The sequence below is a fragment of the Alloacidobacterium sp. genome (assembly GCF_035631355.1).
GTDB lineage: Bacteria > Acidobacteriota > Terriglobia > Terriglobales > Acidobacteriaceae > Alloacidobacterium.
In genome coordinates, this window is the sequence record NZ_DASQIX010000106.1 from 1 (window position 1) to 17,335 (window position 17,335).

At 58.2% G+C, this 17,335-nt stretch carries 20 protein-coding genes; 8 read left to right on the forward strand and 12 right to left on the reverse strand.

Annotated elements, in window-relative coordinates; all coding sequences use genetic code 11:
• Positions 1-97: 97 nt before the first annotated feature.
• The 5 genes from VEV40_RS18720 to rplI all read left to right on the forward strand — a co-directional run bounded on the left by VEV40_RS18720 (position 98) and on the right by rplI (position 3,180).
• A complete protein-coding gene (locus tag VEV40_RS18720; RefSeq protein ID WP_324834576.1) occupies positions 98-787 on the forward strand; it encodes a 50S ribosomal protein L25 in 690 nt (229 codons plus the stop codon).
• Positions 788-790: 3 nt separating this feature from the next.
• On the forward strand, positions 791-1,411 hold the full coding sequence (gene pth / locus VEV40_RS18725) for an aminoacyl-tRNA hydrolase (protein ID WP_324834541.1): 621 nt from the start codon (positions 791-793) through the stop codon (positions 1,409-1,411).
• 222 nt (positions 1,412-1,633) lie between these two features.
• The gene (gene rpsF, locus VEV40_RS18730) at positions 1,634-2,050 is read left to right on the forward strand and encodes a 30S ribosomal protein S6 (protein WP_324834543.1); all 417 of its coding nucleotides are present in this window, start codon (positions 1,634-1,636) and stop codon (positions 2,048-2,050) included.
• Positions 2,051-2,101: 51 nt separating this feature from the next.
• On the forward strand, positions 2,102-2,458 hold the full coding sequence (gene rpsR, locus VEV40_RS18735; RefSeq protein ID WP_324834544.1) for a 30S ribosomal protein S18: 357 nt from the start codon (positions 2,102-2,104) through the stop codon (positions 2,456-2,458).
• Between the two features lie 263 nt (positions 2,459-2,721).
• Positions 2,722-3,180 carry a 50S ribosomal protein L9 gene (gene rplI / locus VEV40_RS18740; RefSeq protein ID WP_324834546.1) on the forward strand — a complete coding sequence of 153 codons (459 nt, stop codon included), beginning with the start codon at positions 2,722-2,724 and terminating at the stop codon, positions 3,178-3,180.
• A 242-nt stretch (positions 3,181-3,422) separates the two neighbouring features.
• Here the strand turns inward: rplI and VEV40_RS18745 are convergent, their stop codons facing one another.
• The 3 genes from VEV40_RS18745 to VEV40_RS18755 are packed head-to-tail and all read right to left on the reverse strand — an operon-like array spanning position 3,423 to position 5,048.
• Positions 3,423-3,851: a hypothetical protein gene (locus VEV40_RS18745; RefSeq protein WP_324834547.1), complete on the reverse strand. Its 429-nt coding sequence runs from the start codon at positions 3,849-3,851 to the stop codon at positions 3,423-3,425.
• Positions 3,852-3,879: 28 nt separating this feature from the next.
• On the reverse strand, positions 3,880-4,611 hold the full coding sequence (locus VEV40_RS18750) for an RES family NAD+ phosphorylase (RefSeq protein ID WP_324834548.1): 732 nt from the start codon (positions 4,609-4,611) through the stop codon (positions 3,880-3,882).
• Positions 4,608-5,048: an antitoxin Xre-like helix-turn-helix domain-containing protein gene (locus VEV40_RS18755; RefSeq protein WP_324834549.1), complete on the reverse strand. Its 441-nt coding sequence runs from the start codon at positions 5,046-5,048 to the stop codon at positions 4,608-4,610. Before VEV40_RS18755 ends, VEV40_RS18750 begins: the two co-directional genes overlap by 4 nt.
• Positions 5,049-5,140: 92 nt before the next feature.
• Between VEV40_RS18755 and VEV40_RS18760 the strand changes: the two genes are divergently transcribed.
• Both VEV40_RS18760 and VEV40_RS18765 read left to right on the forward strand, forming a co-directional pair.
• Complete coding sequence (locus VEV40_RS18760) at positions 5,141-6,127, forward strand: hypothetical protein (protein WP_324834550.1); 987 nt, start codon at positions 5,141-5,143, stop codon at positions 6,125-6,127.
• On the forward strand, positions 6,127-7,164 hold the full coding sequence (locus VEV40_RS18765) for an LLM class flavin-dependent oxidoreductase (RefSeq protein ID WP_324834551.1): 1,038 nt from the start codon (positions 6,127-6,129) through the stop codon (positions 7,162-7,164). The genes VEV40_RS18760 and VEV40_RS18765 overlap by 1 nt, the downstream gene beginning before the upstream one ends.
• Before the next feature lie 64 nt (positions 7,165-7,228).
• On the opposite strand, the gene VEV40_RS18770 is transcribed toward VEV40_RS18765, so the two are convergent.
• The 5 genes from VEV40_RS18770 to VEV40_RS18790 all read right to left on the reverse strand — a co-directional run bounded on the left by VEV40_RS18770 (position 7,229) and on the right by VEV40_RS18790 (position 14,279).
• On the reverse strand, positions 7,229-7,981 hold the full coding sequence (locus tag VEV40_RS18770; RefSeq protein ID WP_324834552.1) for a metallophosphoesterase family protein: 753 nt from the start codon (positions 7,979-7,981) through the stop codon (positions 7,229-7,231).
• Between the two features lie 67 nt (positions 7,982-8,048).
• Entirely contained in the window at positions 8,049-8,921 is an 873-nt protein-coding gene (locus VEV40_RS18775) for an ABC transporter ATP-binding protein (protein WP_324834553.1), read from the reverse strand.
• Positions 8,922-8,944: 23 nt separating this feature from the next.
• The gene (locus VEV40_RS18780; RefSeq protein WP_324834555.1) at positions 8,945-12,634 is read right to left on the reverse strand and encodes a hypothetical protein; all 3,690 of its coding nucleotides are present in this window, start codon (positions 12,632-12,634) and stop codon (positions 8,945-8,947) included.
• A 183-nt stretch (positions 12,635-12,817) separates the two neighbouring features.
• Entirely contained in the window at positions 12,818-14,062 is a 1,245-nt protein-coding gene (locus VEV40_RS18785) for a formylglycine-generating enzyme family protein (RefSeq protein ID WP_324834557.1), read from the reverse strand.
• Positions 14,063-14,066: 4 nt separating this feature from the next.
• Entirely contained in the window at positions 14,067-14,279 is a 213-nt protein-coding gene (locus VEV40_RS18790; RefSeq protein ID WP_324834559.1) for a hypothetical protein, read from the reverse strand.
• Between the two features lie 570 nt (positions 14,280-14,849).
• On the opposite strand from VEV40_RS18790, the gene rpmB reads away from it, so the two are divergent.
• The gene (gene rpmB / locus VEV40_RS18795; RefSeq protein ID WP_186741284.1) at positions 14,850-15,038 is read left to right on the forward strand and encodes a 50S ribosomal protein L28; all 189 of its coding nucleotides are present in this window, start codon (positions 14,850-14,852) and stop codon (positions 15,036-15,038) included.
• Between the two features lie 9 nt (positions 15,039-15,047).
• On the opposite strand, the gene VEV40_RS18800 is transcribed toward rpmB, so the two are convergent.
• The 4 genes from VEV40_RS18800 to VEV40_RS18815 all read right to left on the reverse strand — a co-directional run bounded on the left by VEV40_RS18800 (position 15,048) and on the right by VEV40_RS18815 (position 17,307).
• A complete protein-coding gene (locus VEV40_RS18800; RefSeq protein ID WP_324834561.1) occupies positions 15,048-16,058 on the reverse strand; it encodes a hypothetical protein in 1,011 nt (336 codons plus the stop codon).
• Positions 16,059-16,064: 6 nt separating this feature from the next.
• Positions 16,065-16,472, reverse strand: a complete 408-nt coding sequence (msrB, locus tag VEV40_RS18805) for a peptide-methionine (R)-S-oxide reductase MsrB (RefSeq protein ID WP_324834563.1) — start codon at positions 16,470-16,472, stop codon at positions 16,065-16,067.
• A 43-nt stretch (positions 16,473-16,515) separates the two neighbouring features.
• The gene (locus tag VEV40_RS18810; protein WP_324834564.1) at positions 16,516-16,908 is read right to left on the reverse strand and encodes a RidA family protein; all 393 of its coding nucleotides are present in this window, start codon (positions 16,906-16,908) and stop codon (positions 16,516-16,518) included.
• A 126-nt stretch (positions 16,909-17,034) separates the two neighbouring features.
• Positions 17,035-17,307, reverse strand: coding sequence for an oxidative damage protection protein (locus VEV40_RS18815; RefSeq protein WP_324834566.1), 273 nt, complete (start codon positions 17,305-17,307; stop codon positions 17,035-17,037).
• Positions 17,308-17,335 lie beyond the last annotated feature (28 nt).

Below are 17,335 nucleotides of genomic sequence, written 5' to 3' on the forward strand. Positions count from 1 at the left end.
AGCTGACCGAGTCTGTTTCATCAGTTCGCGATTAAGCCAGCTTGGTCGCCAGGCAAAGGGAGCGGAGCCGATTCCGTGCCCGAAGGAAAAGGACAGAATGATTACTCAGGAAGTGGTAGCAGCAACACCCCGCGAGGGCAAGTTCAACAAGAACGCAGCACGCCGCGTGCGCGTCAGCGGCAGGATTCCCGCCGTCGTCTACGGCGCGCAGGAGCCGTCAGTCGCCGTCGAAGTTGATCCGAAACAGATTCTCCGTATCCTGCACTCGGAGTCCGGCCATAACTCGATCTTCGATCTCGAGATTGGCGATGCCAGGGCAAAGGCCATGATTGTCGACTGGCAGTATGAGCCGATCAAGGGCTCGTTGATGCATATTGACATGAAGCGCATCGCGCTCGACAAGGTCATCCGCGTCGAAGTGCCGATCCAGCTAGTGGGTATCCCCGTCGGCGTCAAGACGCAGGGCGGCATCCTCGACCAGGTGCTCCGCGAAGTCGAAATCGAGTGCCTTCCAACCGACATCCCCGGCCACATCGACATCGATGTTTCCGAACTGGCTTTCGGCGATGTGCTGCGCGTCTCTGACCTTCCGCATGGCGGCAAGCTGAAGTTCCTTACCGACGAGAACAGCACAGTCGCGCACATTGTTGCCATCAAGGAAGAGGTTGTTGCGACGCCTGAGGCGGAAGCGGCTGCTGCGGCTGCAGCTCCGGCTGAACCGGAAGTCGTCAAGAAGGGTAAGCAGGAGACGGCTGAGGCTGCCCCGGCCGCTCCGGCCAAGAAGTAAAGCTTGGCGAACGAAACGAACGGCGTGTTCCTGGTCGTTGGTCTCGGCAATCCGGGAATCGAATACCAGTTCACACCGCACAATGCGGGGTTTTTGGCGATTGACCGCATCGCCGACGATTACGGTGTACAGGTCGTGAATCGGCGCTGTCGGGCAGTAACGGCAACGATTCGCATGGCAGGCCGCGAAGTGGTTCTGGCCAAGCCTGAGACGTATATGAACCTCAGCGGACTTTCCGTTGAGGCGCTGCTGGCCGAGTTCGAAGCTGACCGGCAGCGCGACTTGGTGGTTTTGTATGACGAGTTGGCCCTGCCGCTGGGCACGCTTCGGGTAAGAACCGGCGGCAGCTCCGGTGGTCATAACGGAGCGAATTCGATCAATGGCGCGTTGCAATCGGAAGAATGGGCGCGTGTCCGGATCGGTGTAGGGCCGCAGCCGGGCGAGTTGAGCGGACGGCGCGGAAAAGATTATCTGCTGACGCCCATGCGGAAAGCAGACTTGGCCGAGCTTGATCCCGTGCTCGATAAAGCGGCCAGGGCAGTAGATATGGTTGTATCGCAGAACATTAAGGCTGCGATGAATGAGTTCAATCGGCGCGAGCTAAGCGGCTCGCCCGACGAGTAGAAGCACCGGCTTTAAAGGTGTTAAAGGTTTCGTAAGGGCATGGCTTTAAGCCATGCCGCTATAGAACCAAAAATTAAAAGGGGCTTTAGCCCCTGAGGTAATAAGGGTAAAAGCACCGGGCTTTAGCCCGGTGAACAAAGCAATGGAATAACGAGGGGCTTTAGCCCCGGGATTTTTCGCAGGGCCACGGCAACCGTGACCGGCGAGAGAAGAGAGAAACGAATGCAACGTTTTTACGAAGTAATGTTTATCGTTCGTCCCGACACACAGGACGAAGATGTGGACAAGCTGATCGCCGGCTTTGAAGCCACCGTGACCAACGGCGGCGGAACCGTTCGTTCCACTGAAAAGCTGGGACGCCGCAAGCTCGCTTACACCGTGCGCAAGTTCAACGAAGGCAATTACATCCTGTTGACCATCGATGCCGACGGCGCGCTGGTACACGAGCTTGAGCGCCGCCTGCGCGTTTCCGAGCCTGTGATCAAGTTCATCACCGTGCGCATGGACGAAGAGCAGAAGCGCATTGACAAGATCAAGGCGATTCGCGCCACGCGCAAGAAGCTCAGCGCCCAGCCTGTCGCTGCCCCTGCCGAGGGCACTGAAGCCCACGCCGCCGAAGCGACTCCGGCAAGCGCCTAAACGAATTCAGATTTAAGCCGCTGGCAAGGTCCCGCGGAGAAGGAAAAAGAAATGGCTGACGAAACAACAACGAAGGCGCCCGAAGGCGCAGCTCCCACAGGCGGCCCCGAGCGCGGTCCCGGCGGTCCTGGTGGCCCGCGTGGCCCCCGCAGCGGTGGTCCTGGTGGCCCCGGCGGTCCCGGCGGACGCAAGTTCTTCCGTCGCAAGAAAGTCTGCAAGTTCTGCACGGAAAAGATCGACGCGATCCCGTACCGCGATGTGCGCCTCTTGCAAGGCTTTGTGGCCGAGCGCGGCAAGATCGTTCCTCGCCGTCTGACGGGCGTTTGCACCACGCACCAGCGCCGTCTGACGAAGGCAATCAAGCAGGCCCGCAACATTGCCCTGCTGCCCTTCGCCGCAAGGTACTAACAACCATTAAGATTGTCATCCTGAGCGCAACGCGTAGTCGAAGGACCCTCACGAACAAAGTTCGTGAGAAGCCTTGCACAGCAAGGCCGCCTTCAGCCGCACGAAAAAGGGTGGCAACGCAGGAGCGGTTTTGGGTAGAAGCACCGGACTTTAGTCCGGTGAATAAAGAGCAGGATAAAAGGGGCTTCAGCCCCGGGCCTTATCGGCTCAATAAGATCACGGTTGGCTGAGATCACCAACCCAGCAACACTTGGAGATTAGCAATGGAAGTCATTCTGAAGGAAGACGTAAACAACCTGGGCCACCGCGGCGACGTGGTGAAGGTCGCTGACGGCTACGGCCGCAACTACCTGCTGCCCCAAAAGCTCGCCATGGAAGCGACCGCCGCCAACAAGGCCGTCATCGAACAGATGAAGGCGTCGGCTGTCCGCCGCTCTGCCAAGGAAAAGGGCGAAGCCGAACAGCTGCTCACCCAGCTCAACGACGTCGCTCTCACATTCGAGCGCAAGGTCGGCGAGCACGACCACCTCTTCGGCTCGGTCACCTCGGCGGATATCGCTAACGGACTCGAATCGAAGGGCTTCAACATCGACCGCCGCAAGGTGCACCTCGACGAACCCCTGAAGTCCCTCGGCGAGTTCCTCATCCCGGTCAAGCTGCACCGCGAAGTAACCGCCCACATCAAGGTAACGGTAAAGGCCGAAGAAGCCGCCGCGGAATAAGGCATTGCATGCAGCAGGCGCGCGCTTTGCGCGCCATGCTTGCATTGACAAATGCGTCGACCTCCAACCCGCTCCCGCTGGTCGCTAGCATTGTTGCTTTTTGGTAGAAGCACCGGACTTTAGTCCGGTGAATAAGCAGAACGTGAGTGAGGGCCTTCAGGCCCGGTTCCCACTCGGGGGTATCGGGTGCGGGTGCCCCACATCTCGAAAGAGATGTGGGATCTCAAGCAATAGAACACGTATTATTTCTTTTTAGCCGGCCCCCAGCCGCAATGCCAATTGCGGCAATTCGCATCGAAGGTGCAGTGGAAGATTCCAACCGAAAACTCTGGGCTGATCGTGTCCGTTTTCTTGGGGTGTACGACGAGCAGTCCCGGACTCTGTTCTGAATCGCGCTCAATATGAATCGTGCCGCCATGGTCGACAACCTGCCCGATGGCAGCCTGAAGACCTTTTGCATCTTCAGTTGGCACCAGAGAGAGATGTTCCTTTTGGGGCGCCGACAATGCAAGTTCCTTATCTGCAAGCTTCATCCAATCATGCTTTAGCTCCTTCGCGCGTGCCGGATCTGCCAAGGCGCTCTTGAACCATTCATTGAATGCAGAAGTTTTGACAGCCATTGTGTGTAAAAGGCCCCCTTCGCCCTGATCGATTGTGACCGCCTTCGTCAAAGCGTTTCGGAAAGCATGTTTTGACAGTTCATTGAATCCCCACCGTGCGCGCCCTCCACTCGTACCCAACCTCAGCCGCCTCAAAAACAATTTCCAGCCGAATATCCCGCCGGGGACGATACACCAGCGCAGGACGAAAGCAAACCAGACAAGTATGTCCGGCCCGTCGGACACTCGGATACACCAGCCCATTTGATCCCGCAGCAATCAAAGCCCGCGCCAGCCGCTGCGGAGCAGCATAGCAACCCGGCAGCGGCCCCGCTTCCAGACAGTTGGCCCACTCCGCAGCCGAATCGAGCGTATGAAACGGCGAGCGGAAATCCGCCCGCCAGTCGTCATAGGTCGAAACATCCCGGTCAGGACGGTCTCCCGGCAGGCCCGGCACAACCATCTCGCCCAGCCGCCGCGCTTTGTGATACGTCACCTCGGCCAATGAAGTGTCCAGCTCATCCGCCGCATACCAGGCTCCGCGCGTCTCATCGTTAAAGCGCCCGCCCGGAGCCGCCGAATAGCTGAACGCCGCATTCACAATATGCGCATTCGGAATTCCATATACCAGCTCGTATGTGCTGATGCCTATCTTCCCTGCCTGCTCCGTCTGGATGCGCTCATTGGTTGCGCCATCAAGCAGCGTAATGTCGTCGAGCATTGCGTCATTGTCAGCAACATCGGCAAGCACCGTCTGCCTTTTGCTATAGCGCGACGGGATGAGCCGGTGCATCCCATCCGCAAAGAAATCTGTGACAGGAGGGAGCTTCACTGCCCTCCTCGCCACATATCGAGCATCAGGCGCACCTGCATCATCCCCGGCTGGCCGCGCCGCAGCATATAGTCAATCGGCGCAACGCCCCCGAACAGCGAATTGCGGTTACCGAGTGTCACCCAGCGGTCCGCCCACGGCTGCCCGAAATAGATATGCAGCGCCTTGTAAATCCCGATCACGAGCGAAATGCGCATCAGCGTATCCTGGTCGAGCTTCCGTCCGCGCGGTTCCGTTTTCCACGCGTGATACGTCGATGAAGCCAACCCGCCCAGCAGCCCGCGGGCTTGCGTCTCCGTCAGATCCCACTTGTTGGCAATATTGACGAAAGCCTTGATCGCATTGGGACTCAGCTTCGCCCGTTGCCGTGTATCCCTCAGGTCCGGAGCGCGGTCAAAGAGCGGATTCACATTTGGAGCAATCGCAAGAGTAGCCATAGGAATCCTCGATTTCGGTATTTATTATCCACGATTTCGTAGTTATGTGCAAGAATTAACAGTTGCGTATCTTTAAGACAGAAGGGAGAGCCGTGCCCAAGCCCATTGCCATCTACTACGAACAGCAGCACTGGTTCAAGCCACTCTTCGCCGAACTCGACCGACGCGACACCAATTACGTTAAGCTCAATGCCATCGAGCACGCCTATTCAATCAAAGACCATCCCGAGCGCGACTACTCGCTCGTCGTGAACCGCATGAGTCCTTCAGCCTGGAACCGCGAGCACGGCGACTCCATCTTCTACACCCTCGGCTTCCTTGACCACCTCGAACGGCGCGGCGTACGCGTCATCAACGGCCTAACGGCCTTTCGGACAGAGCTGTCGAAAGCCGCGCAGCTCTCGCTCCTCGACGAACTTGGCCTGCCTTACCCGAAAGCCCGCGTCATCCACCGCGCATCGCAAGCTCTGGCCGCAACTGAAGGACTCCGCTGGCCCATCGTCGTCAAGCCCAACATCGGTGGCTCTGGAGCAGGCGTCAAACGCTTCGACGCGCCGGAATCCCTGCAGTCCGCAGCCGAAGCCAACGAGCTGCTCTTCGGTCTCGACTCAACCGCGCTGGTCCAGGAATTCATTCCCGCGCGCGATGCCCACATCGTCCGCTGCGAAGTGCTGAACGGAAAATTTCTCTACGCCATCAAGGTCCACATCACTGGCGAAACCTTCGACCTCTGCCCCGCAGACATCTGCCGGACTACGAGCGGAGTGGATTTAAATCGTGCGGCCTGCCCTGTCGATGCGCCTAAGACCGGCATCAGCGTTGAAGGATACGAGCCACCGCAGGAAGTCATCACCGATGTGGAGCGCATCATGCAGGAAGCCGGAATCGAACTTGGCGGTGTCGAGTACATCACGGACAACCGCGATGGCCAGCGCCTCTACTATGACATCAATGCCCTTTCGAACTTTGTCGCCGACGGACCGCGCGTCATCGGCTTTGACCCTTTTGTAAAGCTGGTTGACTGGCTGGAAGCCGAAGCTGCCAAGGTCAACGAAGCAGAACCTGTGGGAGCCCACTGATGCGCTATGGCTTCTGGCTGCCCGTCTTCGGCGGATGGCTCCGCAATGTCGAAGACGAACAGATGCAGCCCACCTGGGACTACGTCAGCCGCCTCGCGCGGCGCGCCGAGGAGATCGGCTACGACCTCACCCTCATCGCCGAGCTGAACCTGAATGACATCAAGGGCGTCGAAGCGCCATCGCTCGATGCCTGGTCCACTACCGCCGCGCTCGCTGCCGTGACGAAGAAGCTGGAACTGATGGTCGCCGTCCGTCCAACCTTCCACAATCCTGCGCTGCTGGCTAAGCAGGCCGCTAACATCGACCACATCTCGAATGGGCGCCTTACCTTGAACGTCGTTTCAAGCTGGTGGGCCGACGAGGCGACGAAGTATGGCATCCAGTTCGACCAGCACGACGACCGCTACGCCCGTACCTCCGAATGGCTCGATGTAATTAACGGCTGCTGGAACCGGCAGGGCTTCTCCTATCAGGGCAAGTACTACCGCGTCGACGACAACATCCTGTCACCGAAACCAGTGAGCAAGCCGCGACCCACGCTCTATGCCGGAGGCGAGTCCGAGACAGCCAAGAACCTTATCGCCGGCAAGTGCGACGCCTATCTCATGCACGGCGATCCGCCTGAAATTGTCGGAAAGAAGATTGCTGATATGCGAGGCCGCCGCGAAGCTGCCGGACTGCCTCCGATGACCTACGGTATCGCCGGATATGCCATTGTGCGCGACTCCGAAGCCGAGGCACAGAAAGAAGTGGCTCGCATCACCGACGTCCAGCAGTCCGCACGCGGCTATGCCAACTACCAGCAATGGATCACCGGCTCAAACCTCGAGCAGAAAATTTCGCTCGAAGACTACTCCGTCTCGAATCGCGGCTTGAGAAGCGGTCTCATCGGAACGCCAGAACAGGTCTCCGAACGCCTGGAAAAATTTGCTGCTGTGGGCGTTGATCTTGTGCTGTTGCAAAGCAGTCCGCAATTAGAAGAGATGGAGCGCTTCGCGGCTCAAGTCATTGCAACCACATCAAAGATGTCATCCTGAGCGAAGCGCGATAGCGCGGAGTCGAAAAGCCTGTCCTGAGCTTGCCGAAGGGACCTGCGGTTTATCAGCGTCCATCCCGCAGCCGAGTCGCCAACCGGTCCGGCAATCCGGCGCGAAGAATCCGCATCTGCGCCAGCCGCACATCGTAAGGAATACGGTAAAACGTCACCATCCGCTGCGCGTCGTCGTAAATCGCGAAGGCAGAGCGCCAGTCGCCATCGCGCGGCTGCCCAACCGATCCTGGATTGATCAGGTAGCGAACGCCCTCGCGCAACTGTATCTCATATTCTTCCGGCTCATCATGCGTCGCATAGTCAGGAACCAGCTTGAACCAATCATTGCCATTCGTGGCAAAGCCGCCCTGCAGATGCGTATGCCCGAAGAAATTAATTGCCGTCGTCACCTTCTGCAACGGCTGCCACGCATCGCGCATGGAGAGGATGTACTCGTCCTCATCCAGAGGCGAACCATGATTGCAACTCACCTGCGGCCCGTCTGGCATGATCGGGCCATGCGCGAGATGCCGCAGCCAGGCAATGTGTTCCGCTGAGAGCACGCACTGCGTCCACTTCGCCGCGCGGTTGGCGATGGGATTGAAGTCCTCAGTGCTGCCGAGGCCGCTGCAAACGCGGTCATGGTTGCCGCGAACGAAGACACTGCCAATCGACCGGGCGCGATCAATCACTTCATTGGGATTGGCGCCGTAGCCGACAACATCGCCCAGATTCCACACCGCATCGTACTGAGGCGCAGCGGCAATCACTGCGTCGAGCGCTTCAAGATTGGCATGGATATCGGAAAGGACAAGCGCGCGCATGGCGAAGAACCACTTCTCAATCTAGTCCGAACAGTAGCGGATTCCAAGTGGTTCAGCCGCGCACCCCTCAGCTTCTCACCCAATGACTGGAAGTGTATTCGCGCAGCTCGCCTGGGGCCGTCTCGAAAGCCGCAGGCAATGTCGCGAGCGACTTATTGGTGTCCATCTGGAGGGTAGGAATCGCGCCCAGCAGGCTCCTTGTATAGGCATGTTGCGGCGACTGGAAAATCGCAGCCTTCGGGCCTTCTTCCAGCAACAATCCATGCCGCATCACGGCCACGCGGTCGGCCACCTGCGACACCACGGCAAGATCGTGCGAGATGAAGAGCATCGCCAGCGAATACCGCTCGCGCAGATCAGCCAGCAGATCGAGAATCTGCGCCTGTACTGTGACATCGAGCGCGGTCGTCGGCTCATCGGCAATCAGCAGCCGAGGACGGTTCACAATCGCCATCGCAATCAACACGCGCTGGCGCTGTCCGCCCGAAAACTGATGCGGATAGTCGCCCATGCGCCGCTCCGGCTCAGGCAGCGCAACCGCGCGCATGGCTTCAATTACGGCATCGCGCACTTCCCGCCGCCCCTTTTCCGGATGATGCGCGCGAATGGCTTCGGCAATCTGCGTGCTGATCGGCATTACCGGATTCAGGGCCGTCATTGGCTCCTGAAAGATCATTGCAATCTCGCGTCCGCGCACGCGCCGGATCGGCTCGGCAGGCAGCGATAGCAAATTGCGGCCATCGAAGCGAATTGCGCCGGACACCTGCGCAGCAGCGTCAAGCAGCCGAAGAATTGCAAGGGCTGTGACAGATTTTCCCGAGCCGGACTCGCCAACCAGGCCAAGCGATTCTCCAGGTGCAATGCGGAGACTCAACTTATCGACTGCAGGACGGCCCTGGAAGGAGATGGAAAGCTGATCGAGTTCGAGCAGTGCGCCCACCAGAGAATCATATCGTCCAGGCTCTAGTGCAGGCTCTCCAGAATTGGAGCAGCCCAGGAGAAAAGGAACTTGCCAATCGCTGGGAAGAGCGTTGCAAGGACTGTAATGGCCGGCAATCCTCCCACCGCAACCATGTGCTTCAGGAAAGCCATGTAGCGGACCTGGCCGGGCGTGCTGTTGCTCATCCGGCTGAGCACAGCGTCGCGGTCCATCTGCGCGAGCACCGTTCCAACCGTAAAGAGCAGTGCCGCAAGAATCAGCGTCGCCGACCAGGCAATGATCTGCGGCCGGTCAAATGGATAACTGATGGCTCCCAGCAACGTAAGCAGAAAACCCAGCGACATGAAGGTCATCAGGTTCTTCATCTGCAAAGTGATGTAGCGCACATAGGCAGTAATGCGCATGGCGATGAATTCGTTGCCAAGCTCCACCAGGCAATTGTCCGGGCCAAAAACTGTGCCGCACGGCGGAGGAATATCGGCGCGAGACTGTGGGCATCCGCCGCCGGCAAATCCGGTACTCTCTCCTTCTTCCGGCTTTTCCGGCTTGCACACGGAACCTGTAATTGCGCAGTCCGGGCCGCCGCGCTCCCAGCTTTCGCGAATCGCCGGCACATCCGAGAGCTTAATGGCGTATTCGTTCTGCTTATGGCTGAAATTCGCATAGGTTTTATTGTCGAGCCATTGCACGTCTCGCAGTTCCTGCAGGATGATGCGCAGCTCGTGCAGGTTGTCGGTAACAACAGCCTGTTTCTCGTCTCCGACGGGCGGAGCAACCTTCAGATATTCGAGCCAGCGCATCGGCAGCGTCACTACGCGGCGCAATCCGGAATAAGACCAGATGGGATCGACAGAGAAGATGCTCGGCAGCCGAGAGAAGGCAAAGCGCAGCGGCGAGCCCTCCAGGCAGTCCAGGCCGCTGCGCAGCACACCCCAGATGCGGGTAAAGCGCGCCCAGAGCCAAAGCACAGTCCACATGCTGAAAATAAAGTTGAATGTATAAAGCCAGCCAATATAAGGCGTATCAAACGTGGCAAAGAGCCTTTGCGGATGAAGCAACAGACAGGCAAGCAGGACCACGAATGCAAGCAGCTTGCCGTCAGAACCTGGAAGCCCGTACCACAGCTCGGTATATCCGGTGAGTCTGATCTGCCAGGAAGCAAGATCAATCCAGGGCCAATGAATCAGAGGCAGAGCAGGGTTTCGCGTCACCGCCATGCTCAACGCATTGAGGTTCACAATCGCCGCGATTAAGAAGCCGAGAGATATCAGCAGAAGCGGCAAAACCGGACAAGCGCCGGAGGTGAGATGCAGGCTGCGCGAAGCAAATGCGAATCCGGTTTGCGTATCGGAGAGCTGCAGGCAGAAAAGACTGAGCGACAGCACCGCCCACAACAGCGAGATAATTGGCAGCAGAAAACCTTCAAAGCGGATGAAGAAGCCTTTGCCCATTTGCCGGCAACGTTTCGTGAGCAGAAGAAATAACGTGCCTGCCATGCAGAACTGCAGCATCAGCACAACCAGCGTAAAGGCTGAAAACATGGTTGTCTGCATGGGGAATTGCCTTAGCGCAGCCGCGACCGACGTAACATTCTCCACATTCTTCTGGTAGGCAATCGCCGGGAACAGCAGGTAGGCGAGCATCAGCACGAGCTGCACGCTCACGTTCAGCAGCCACCAGCACTGGCCGGTAAACAGGCGCGACTGTTCGCAGGTTGGCGATGGAGGCGCGAGATAGTAGCTCAGTACTCGATGCAGCGCTAGTTTCCTGGCCCATGCATGTCTGCTTTGCCTCAGCCTGGCATGCAGAGGCATGGCCGCAAGGAAACACAGGAAGTGGATAACGGCGATACCGAGAACGGCAAGTGTAACCAGGGTCCAAAAAACAGGCAGAGGTTCCGGCGGCGTGTCGTTGAGCAGCAGAACATCGTCCGGCAGCTTCGAGTCCGGAGCGATAAGGTCGCTGCCGAAGTAAGCGACTGGCCAGAAGTCGCCTCCGGACGCTACGCCAATCCACGGCGCCATCGCATAGTGCTTATGCGCAAAAGGCGATTGCAGCAAAGGGAGGTGGCCGTGCTTGATCTGCATGAGGGCTGCGAGAAAGACGGCCTCTTCACGACTGTTTGTAAACGTAAGCGAATGCCGCGATTCCCCCCGGAATGGAGTCTGCAGATAAGAATTCTGAAAGAGAGGAAAGCGGGTGACAACCAGCGTCCCGTCCAGATCAAAGTCGCCGCGCAAACGCGTGAGCAGGCGTTCCGCATTGAACAGCACGAGCCGGCTGTCCGGACATTCCTGCCGAAAATAGCGCGCGAGAAAAAGCTGGTCCAGCGGGTCGCTGGTCCTGATCACAATGGCGCGCGCATGAAGGTGCTTGATGCTTGAAGCGATGGCCGCGAGCACGCTCTCATTGGAAACGGGCGACTGCGGCGCAAATTCCGGCACCGCGTCTAGAGGGTCTTCCAGTTCATCGCGAAAGCTGAGAGTGACGCTGGAGTTGGCGGTGGAAGCTTCATCTTGCTGTTGGCTAGAAGTAGCATTCTTGAGCGTGCCGCCATAAACACGGCGCACATGCGAAACTCCGCGCGGAAAGGTGAATCGGCGCACAAGGTTCGAGAGCGGGCTGCACGGATTCGCCGATGCTGTCGGATCGGATATGTTACCTCCATAAGCGGTTTCATCTTCCTGCAGGACAACCACTGGCTCATCGGAATGCATGCCCGGTCGTGTAGCCTGCCCCAGGAACCAGCACATAGCATTCTGATCAAGCTCGGCCAGCGTGGCTTTCTCGTGCTCTTCCGAAGGCCCTTCGCCGTCCTGATTCACCTTCATCAGGAAGGCGTTTGCGGAATTTGTGCTGACCGTCCCGCTCAGGGCATCAAACAAAAGATGCGGCTGCGTCTCCTGCTCCAGCCGGCGCAGCCCCGATGCGGACGCGGAGTAGCTTGGGCCGATCCAGCGTATGCGGGAAGCTTTCCCGGTCGTGTCCGGTTCAGAAGCGGTAAAACCATGACTGAGCAGAACGCTGACTGCGCTGACGGCTTCCCGTCCGGCAGCCAGATTCAATCCGTAAATAGGTGACTCCGGCACGAGAACCAGCAGCAGCAGGCTGTCGGGACCTTCAAGCTGCACGTCGCTGGCGCGGATGCGCTTTCGGAAAAGCAGCGCTCCCGGCTCGTTGCCAAAAGTCTGGCGATAACGGTCCACCTCGCGGGCGTCTTTGAGGTCTTTCGGTTCCGACAGGTCTGAAACCTGCCACGGCGTCGCAATCCTCTGGAAGTCATAGCCGGCGGTAGAGGCCGCTTCCTGCAGCGCGGCGATGTCGCGGTCAAATTGCAGCGCCTCGGAGGATTGCAGAGGATCAGGCACCGTCGCCATCAGCACTTGGCTGTCTTTCGCGTCGATTTGCGTCATGCCGGCCGGGAAAATAGCGGCAAAATTCGCTTCCGAACAATTGATCGGATGACCGGATGAAGAACTCTCGTCAGACTGGCCCGCAGCCGGATGCGCCACCCCTAAATAGAGACGCAATGCCTCGAAGACATAGCAGGTGTGCCGGTCGGCCTCTACTGCCGAAATATCGGCGGTGCGTGTTTCCGTCCCACCTGACCCGCCGCGGACAGCCATCGTTCCATGGCTCGGGCTTGCGATATGCGATATCGCGGAAGTAAAAAGCAACAGCAACAGTGCCGGACCGCCGAGTTGCCGATACATAGACGCGCTCCCGTAAAGGGCTTTTGCCTACATGGGGACGGCAGGACTACGGAGCGTTACGGCAAAAGCATATGTAAACGTGCCCCATCATAGCGCAGGCGAAGTTAACTCACGAAAAAGAGAGCTTTGAAACGAGCTCTCGCACAAACTGCTCGGTAGGTCTACAACTCCAGCAGGTTCTCGTCAGCGGTTCTGAAATTGGTTGAGCGTCATCACGCATCGGAATCCCAGATGATTGGTTCCCGTGTCGATGTCGCCTTTGCCGCGCGTGCCTACCATGTAACGCGAGCAGTACTGATCGGTGCACAAGAATGAGCCTCCGCGCTGCACTTTTTTCTGGTGGCCGGGCTCGGCGGGGTCGTAGGCAGAGTCGGGGCCTTGCGGATTGCGCGCCATTTCACCTTGTGAGACGAGCTGCTGATAGTAGTCGGGGCGGTACCAGTCGCTGGTCCACTGCCAGACGTCGCCGGCCATGTCGTAGAGTCCGTATCCATTGGCCGGGAATTTGGCGACGGGCGAGATGCCGGGATAGCCATCGTCGCCGTTGTTTTTGTCGGGAAAGTGGCCTTCGAATGTGTTAGCCATCCATTTGCCATGAGGTCGAAACTCATCTCCCCAGACGTAAGGCTTGCCGGAGAGTCCGCCGCGCGCGGCGAATTCCCACTCGGCTTCAGTGGGCAGGCGCTTGCCGGCCCATTTCGCGTAGGCGGTCGCGTCTTCATAGGCGACATGCACGACGGGGAGGTTGTCCTTGCCAACGATGTTGGTGTCGGGTCCCTGCGGGTGACGCCAGTTCGCGCCCGGAACGTAGGTCCACCACTGGAAATAGTTGTCAAGCGGGACAGGATGGTCAGGTGGAGCGAAGACGACGGAGCCTGCAACGAGATTTTCCGGTGGCGCGCCGGGATAGTCCTCCGGACGCGGCTTGCGCTCGGCGATGGTTACGTATCCGGTTGCTTTGACAAACTTTGCAAATTCGGCGTTGGTGACATCGGTCTTGTCCATGAAGAAACCATCGACGTAAACGCGATGGATGGGGCGGGAATCGAGAGTGGCCTTCATACCGACGTCATTCATGTCCATGCCGGTCGGGTCCTGCGCTCCCATCGAGAATTCACCGCCTGGAATCCACACCATGCCCGCAGGTGCAGGAGAAGGCGCGGGAGCGGTGTTTGCCACGGTCGGGGCGAAGGTCACATGTGTTAGCACAGGCCTGGCTGGTTGGGGTTGTGACGATGAGAAAGGCTCCGGTGTGGAACTGGGCGTGGTTGTTCCGGTGCTGGCCTCAAGATTCGCAGGCCGCTTGTAGTAAATGACGACAGCGGCGCCGACGAATACCGCGACAATGATGACGAGCCACAGGATGGTCCTGTTCTTCGTCTCCGCCTGCCTCTTCCGCTTCGCTGGTGCGCGCTGTTTCGTGGTCATAGGATCATCTTCCGCCGGTTATCCAGAGGTAATCAGGGTCGTGCGCGTCACGGGCGAGGACGCGCGTAATGATCTTGGTCCATAGAGCACGGTCACCGTTATACGCCGCCAACCCCGCAGAATAGAAGTCGAGAAAATTCCGGCGGTTGGCAGCGACTGCATTTTGCAGACTAGGATCTAACTGCCACACGAGGATGCCGCACACGTCAGAAATCACGCGATTCAGGGACGCTCTGCGCCAAGTGATGAGTGTGACTAAAAGCGAGCTGAGCAGCTGCATTGAAGCCGATAAGCAGCGTGGGAACCTGCGAATCGCATGTTCTTCCTCTTTGCCGGAACTCACCACTTTTGGTGTCAAGTGCCTGATGAGTTAACAGTCGCCTTAAGCCATTCAAGAATAAGGACCTAGGACGATTCAATGTTTGGCGAATATTGCTCCGAATTTGGTATTCTGGATATAGGGAGTTGCCAGTACCCTTGGTGGCGGGACAGTGGACTTAGACCCTCCCGTAAGTGATTGAAAACACTGGAAGCAGTTTAAAGCCTTTGAAATCATCGGTTTGGCGGGGGATGATCCCCTCGTAAGCTGTTGAAAACAAATGCAAGGGATAGAAGATGGGGAGGGGTAGTCCTTGCCCGCTCCGTCGGTTCTAAGGTACACTGAAGATTCGGCGCCAGTGTGGGCATTGTTCTGTCTGCTGCCCGCCCTTCTCGCATAACAAGCGAAAATGTAGCTATTAAGGGTTCTGGTTTGCGCGAAAAAGTTCAAGGATTTCTGGAGTGAGTCATGGCTCAGGTTTGTGATGTCTGCGGCAAAGGCCCGCAATTCGGTAACAATATCTCGCACGCGCACAACATCACCAAGCGGCGCTGGAACGTCAATCTCCGCCCGGTGAAGGCAAAGGTAAACGGTGGCGCCAAGCGCCTGCGTGTCTGCACCACCTGCATTAAGAGCGGCAAAGTCGAAAAGGCATAACTCGCGGATTCATCCGCGACCCGTCGAAGCCCCGGAATTTCCGGGGTTTTTCCATTCCATGACACCACTTCCCGGAACGCGCGTAATCGCCTTGCGGATATCGGCCTCGGGCGCATGATCGTCAAATCGGATGCCGTCGCCGTCGCGAACGACACCGAGCCTCTGCCATAGCCCGGCAAGATCGACCGGCTTCGGTGCATCCTTCATCGAGTCGTAGAGCTGAGAGAGCACATGCGTTCCCGTCGCGCGGTCTCCGGTCTCGAAGGCTTTCTCTATCGGCCAATCCTGATCAATCGTTCCTCCGGCGTTGACGATGCCTCGCAGTGCATCCTGCAAGCCCTTCCGGTTGTGCGTCTGCTCGCGGATCATAACGTCAGCCAGCAGACAGAACTGCGCGCCGCCCCAGTAAGTGCGTCCCCAGGTATGTGTCTGGTCAAGTCCGTGGTCATCGCTGCCTGGATCGCCTTTGGGCATGTCGCGCATCATGTCCGCCCATATCTTTTCCGGACGCAGAGAGCCTCGCTGCACGCGCGCAATCGGCTCGATGTAGGTCGCAAGGCCCTCTTCAATCCAGTGATGATCGTCATCCATGCTGGGGAAAGCTGTGTGTACAAACTCGTGCGTCATTTCCCAGTCGTCATCGAGGTCGGCCTGCGTAGTCTGCTCCCCCAACACAATCCGGTGAAATGCGGGAAAGCCGCCCACCTCTCCCCATGTAGTCCCGCGCAGAATGTCGCGTCCCGCCGCACGCTCGATGAGCACGCGATCGCGCTGGACTGGAAACCGTCCATAGTAGGTGGCAACAGAGCTGGCTGAGTTGCCGACCCAGCGGAGGATTGCATCTGTCGGCAGATCGAGTGAGCCAGGGCCGAAATCGACCTGAATGGTTGCATTGCCAACCTGGATCATGTGAGAGGAAGCTACTGGATGCCGCCAGGGAGGGCCGCCGCCGAATTGCGCCCAGGCGAAAAGCATTGAGAATGCGCAGGCTGCGACCGTCGCCCAATGCCTGCGCTTCATAGAGTTTTATTTCTTCTCGAAGTTGAGTGAGGCGGAATTGATGCAATACCGCAGTCCCGTAGGTTGTGGCCCGTCGGGGAAGACGTGCCCCAGGTGCGCCCCGCAGCGGGCGCAGGTGACTTCGACGCGCCTCATGCCATATGCATTGTCCTCATGCGTCTCGACGGCGTCCGGGCTGACCGGCAGCCAGAAGCTGGGCCAGCCGCTGCCCGACTCGAACTTCTTGTCGGAGGTGAACAGCTTGGTGCCGCAGGCTACGCAGCGATAGATGCCGTCGTCGTGGTTGTAGTAGAGCTTGCCAGTGAATGCCGGCTCGGTGCCCTTCTCCCGCGTAATGTGGAACTGCTCGGGCGTCAATAATTTGCGCCACTCTTCGTCAGTCTTGTGGATTTTTTCGACCTTCGTATCAGCCATGTTTCTGCTCCATTTGCTTTAGATGAGGAATGGCCCGCAGAGTTTACATTTTGGCGATGACTTCGATTTCGACCAGCGCGTCCTTGGGCAAGCGGGCGACCTCGACGGTCGAGCGCGCCGGGGCGACGACGCCGTCGGGGGCAAAATACGTCGCATAAATGGCGTTCATGGAGGCAAAATCACCCATATTCTTGAGAAAAACGGTGGTTTTAACCACGTTTTTGATGCTAATTCCGGCCGCTTCGAGCACCGCTTTCAGGTTTTCGATGGCGCGGGCCGTCTGCGCCTCTATTCCGCCCTCGGCCAGTGCTCCGGTTGCCGGGTCAAGCGCCACCTGGCCTGAGGTGTAGAGGAAATCGCCTACTCGCACGGCCTGCGAATATGGTCCGATGGCCGCGGGGGCGTTCTTTGTGGAAATGGCTTGCTTGTCGCTCATTTTTTCTCGCCTGTTAAGTTCGTGCTTTCCCACCCTTGCTTCGCAAGAATGGGGCACCCAGTTCTTGTGCTGACCGATGCTTAGAAACAGATCCTTCGCTACGCTCAGGATGACAACATAAGGGTTTTAGTGGGAGGGCGGGACGTATTCCTTGGGCAGTTCCGAGCCTTCGCCGAAGAAGTAGCGGTCCATTTGTTCAACGAGGAACTCCTGCGCCTGCGGCGTCCACGGCTGGAGGCGGTATTCGTTCAGCAGCATCTTCTGGTGTTCAAGCCACTCCCGCCAGGCCTTTTGCGAGACGTTGTGGTAAATCTTGTTGCCGAAATCGCTGTCGAAGGGTGGCTCGTCGAGACCCTCCAGCTCCTGCTTGTAGCGCGAACAAAAGACCATGTGTGCCATTTGTGTGGGAATTACCTTTCTCTTCCAT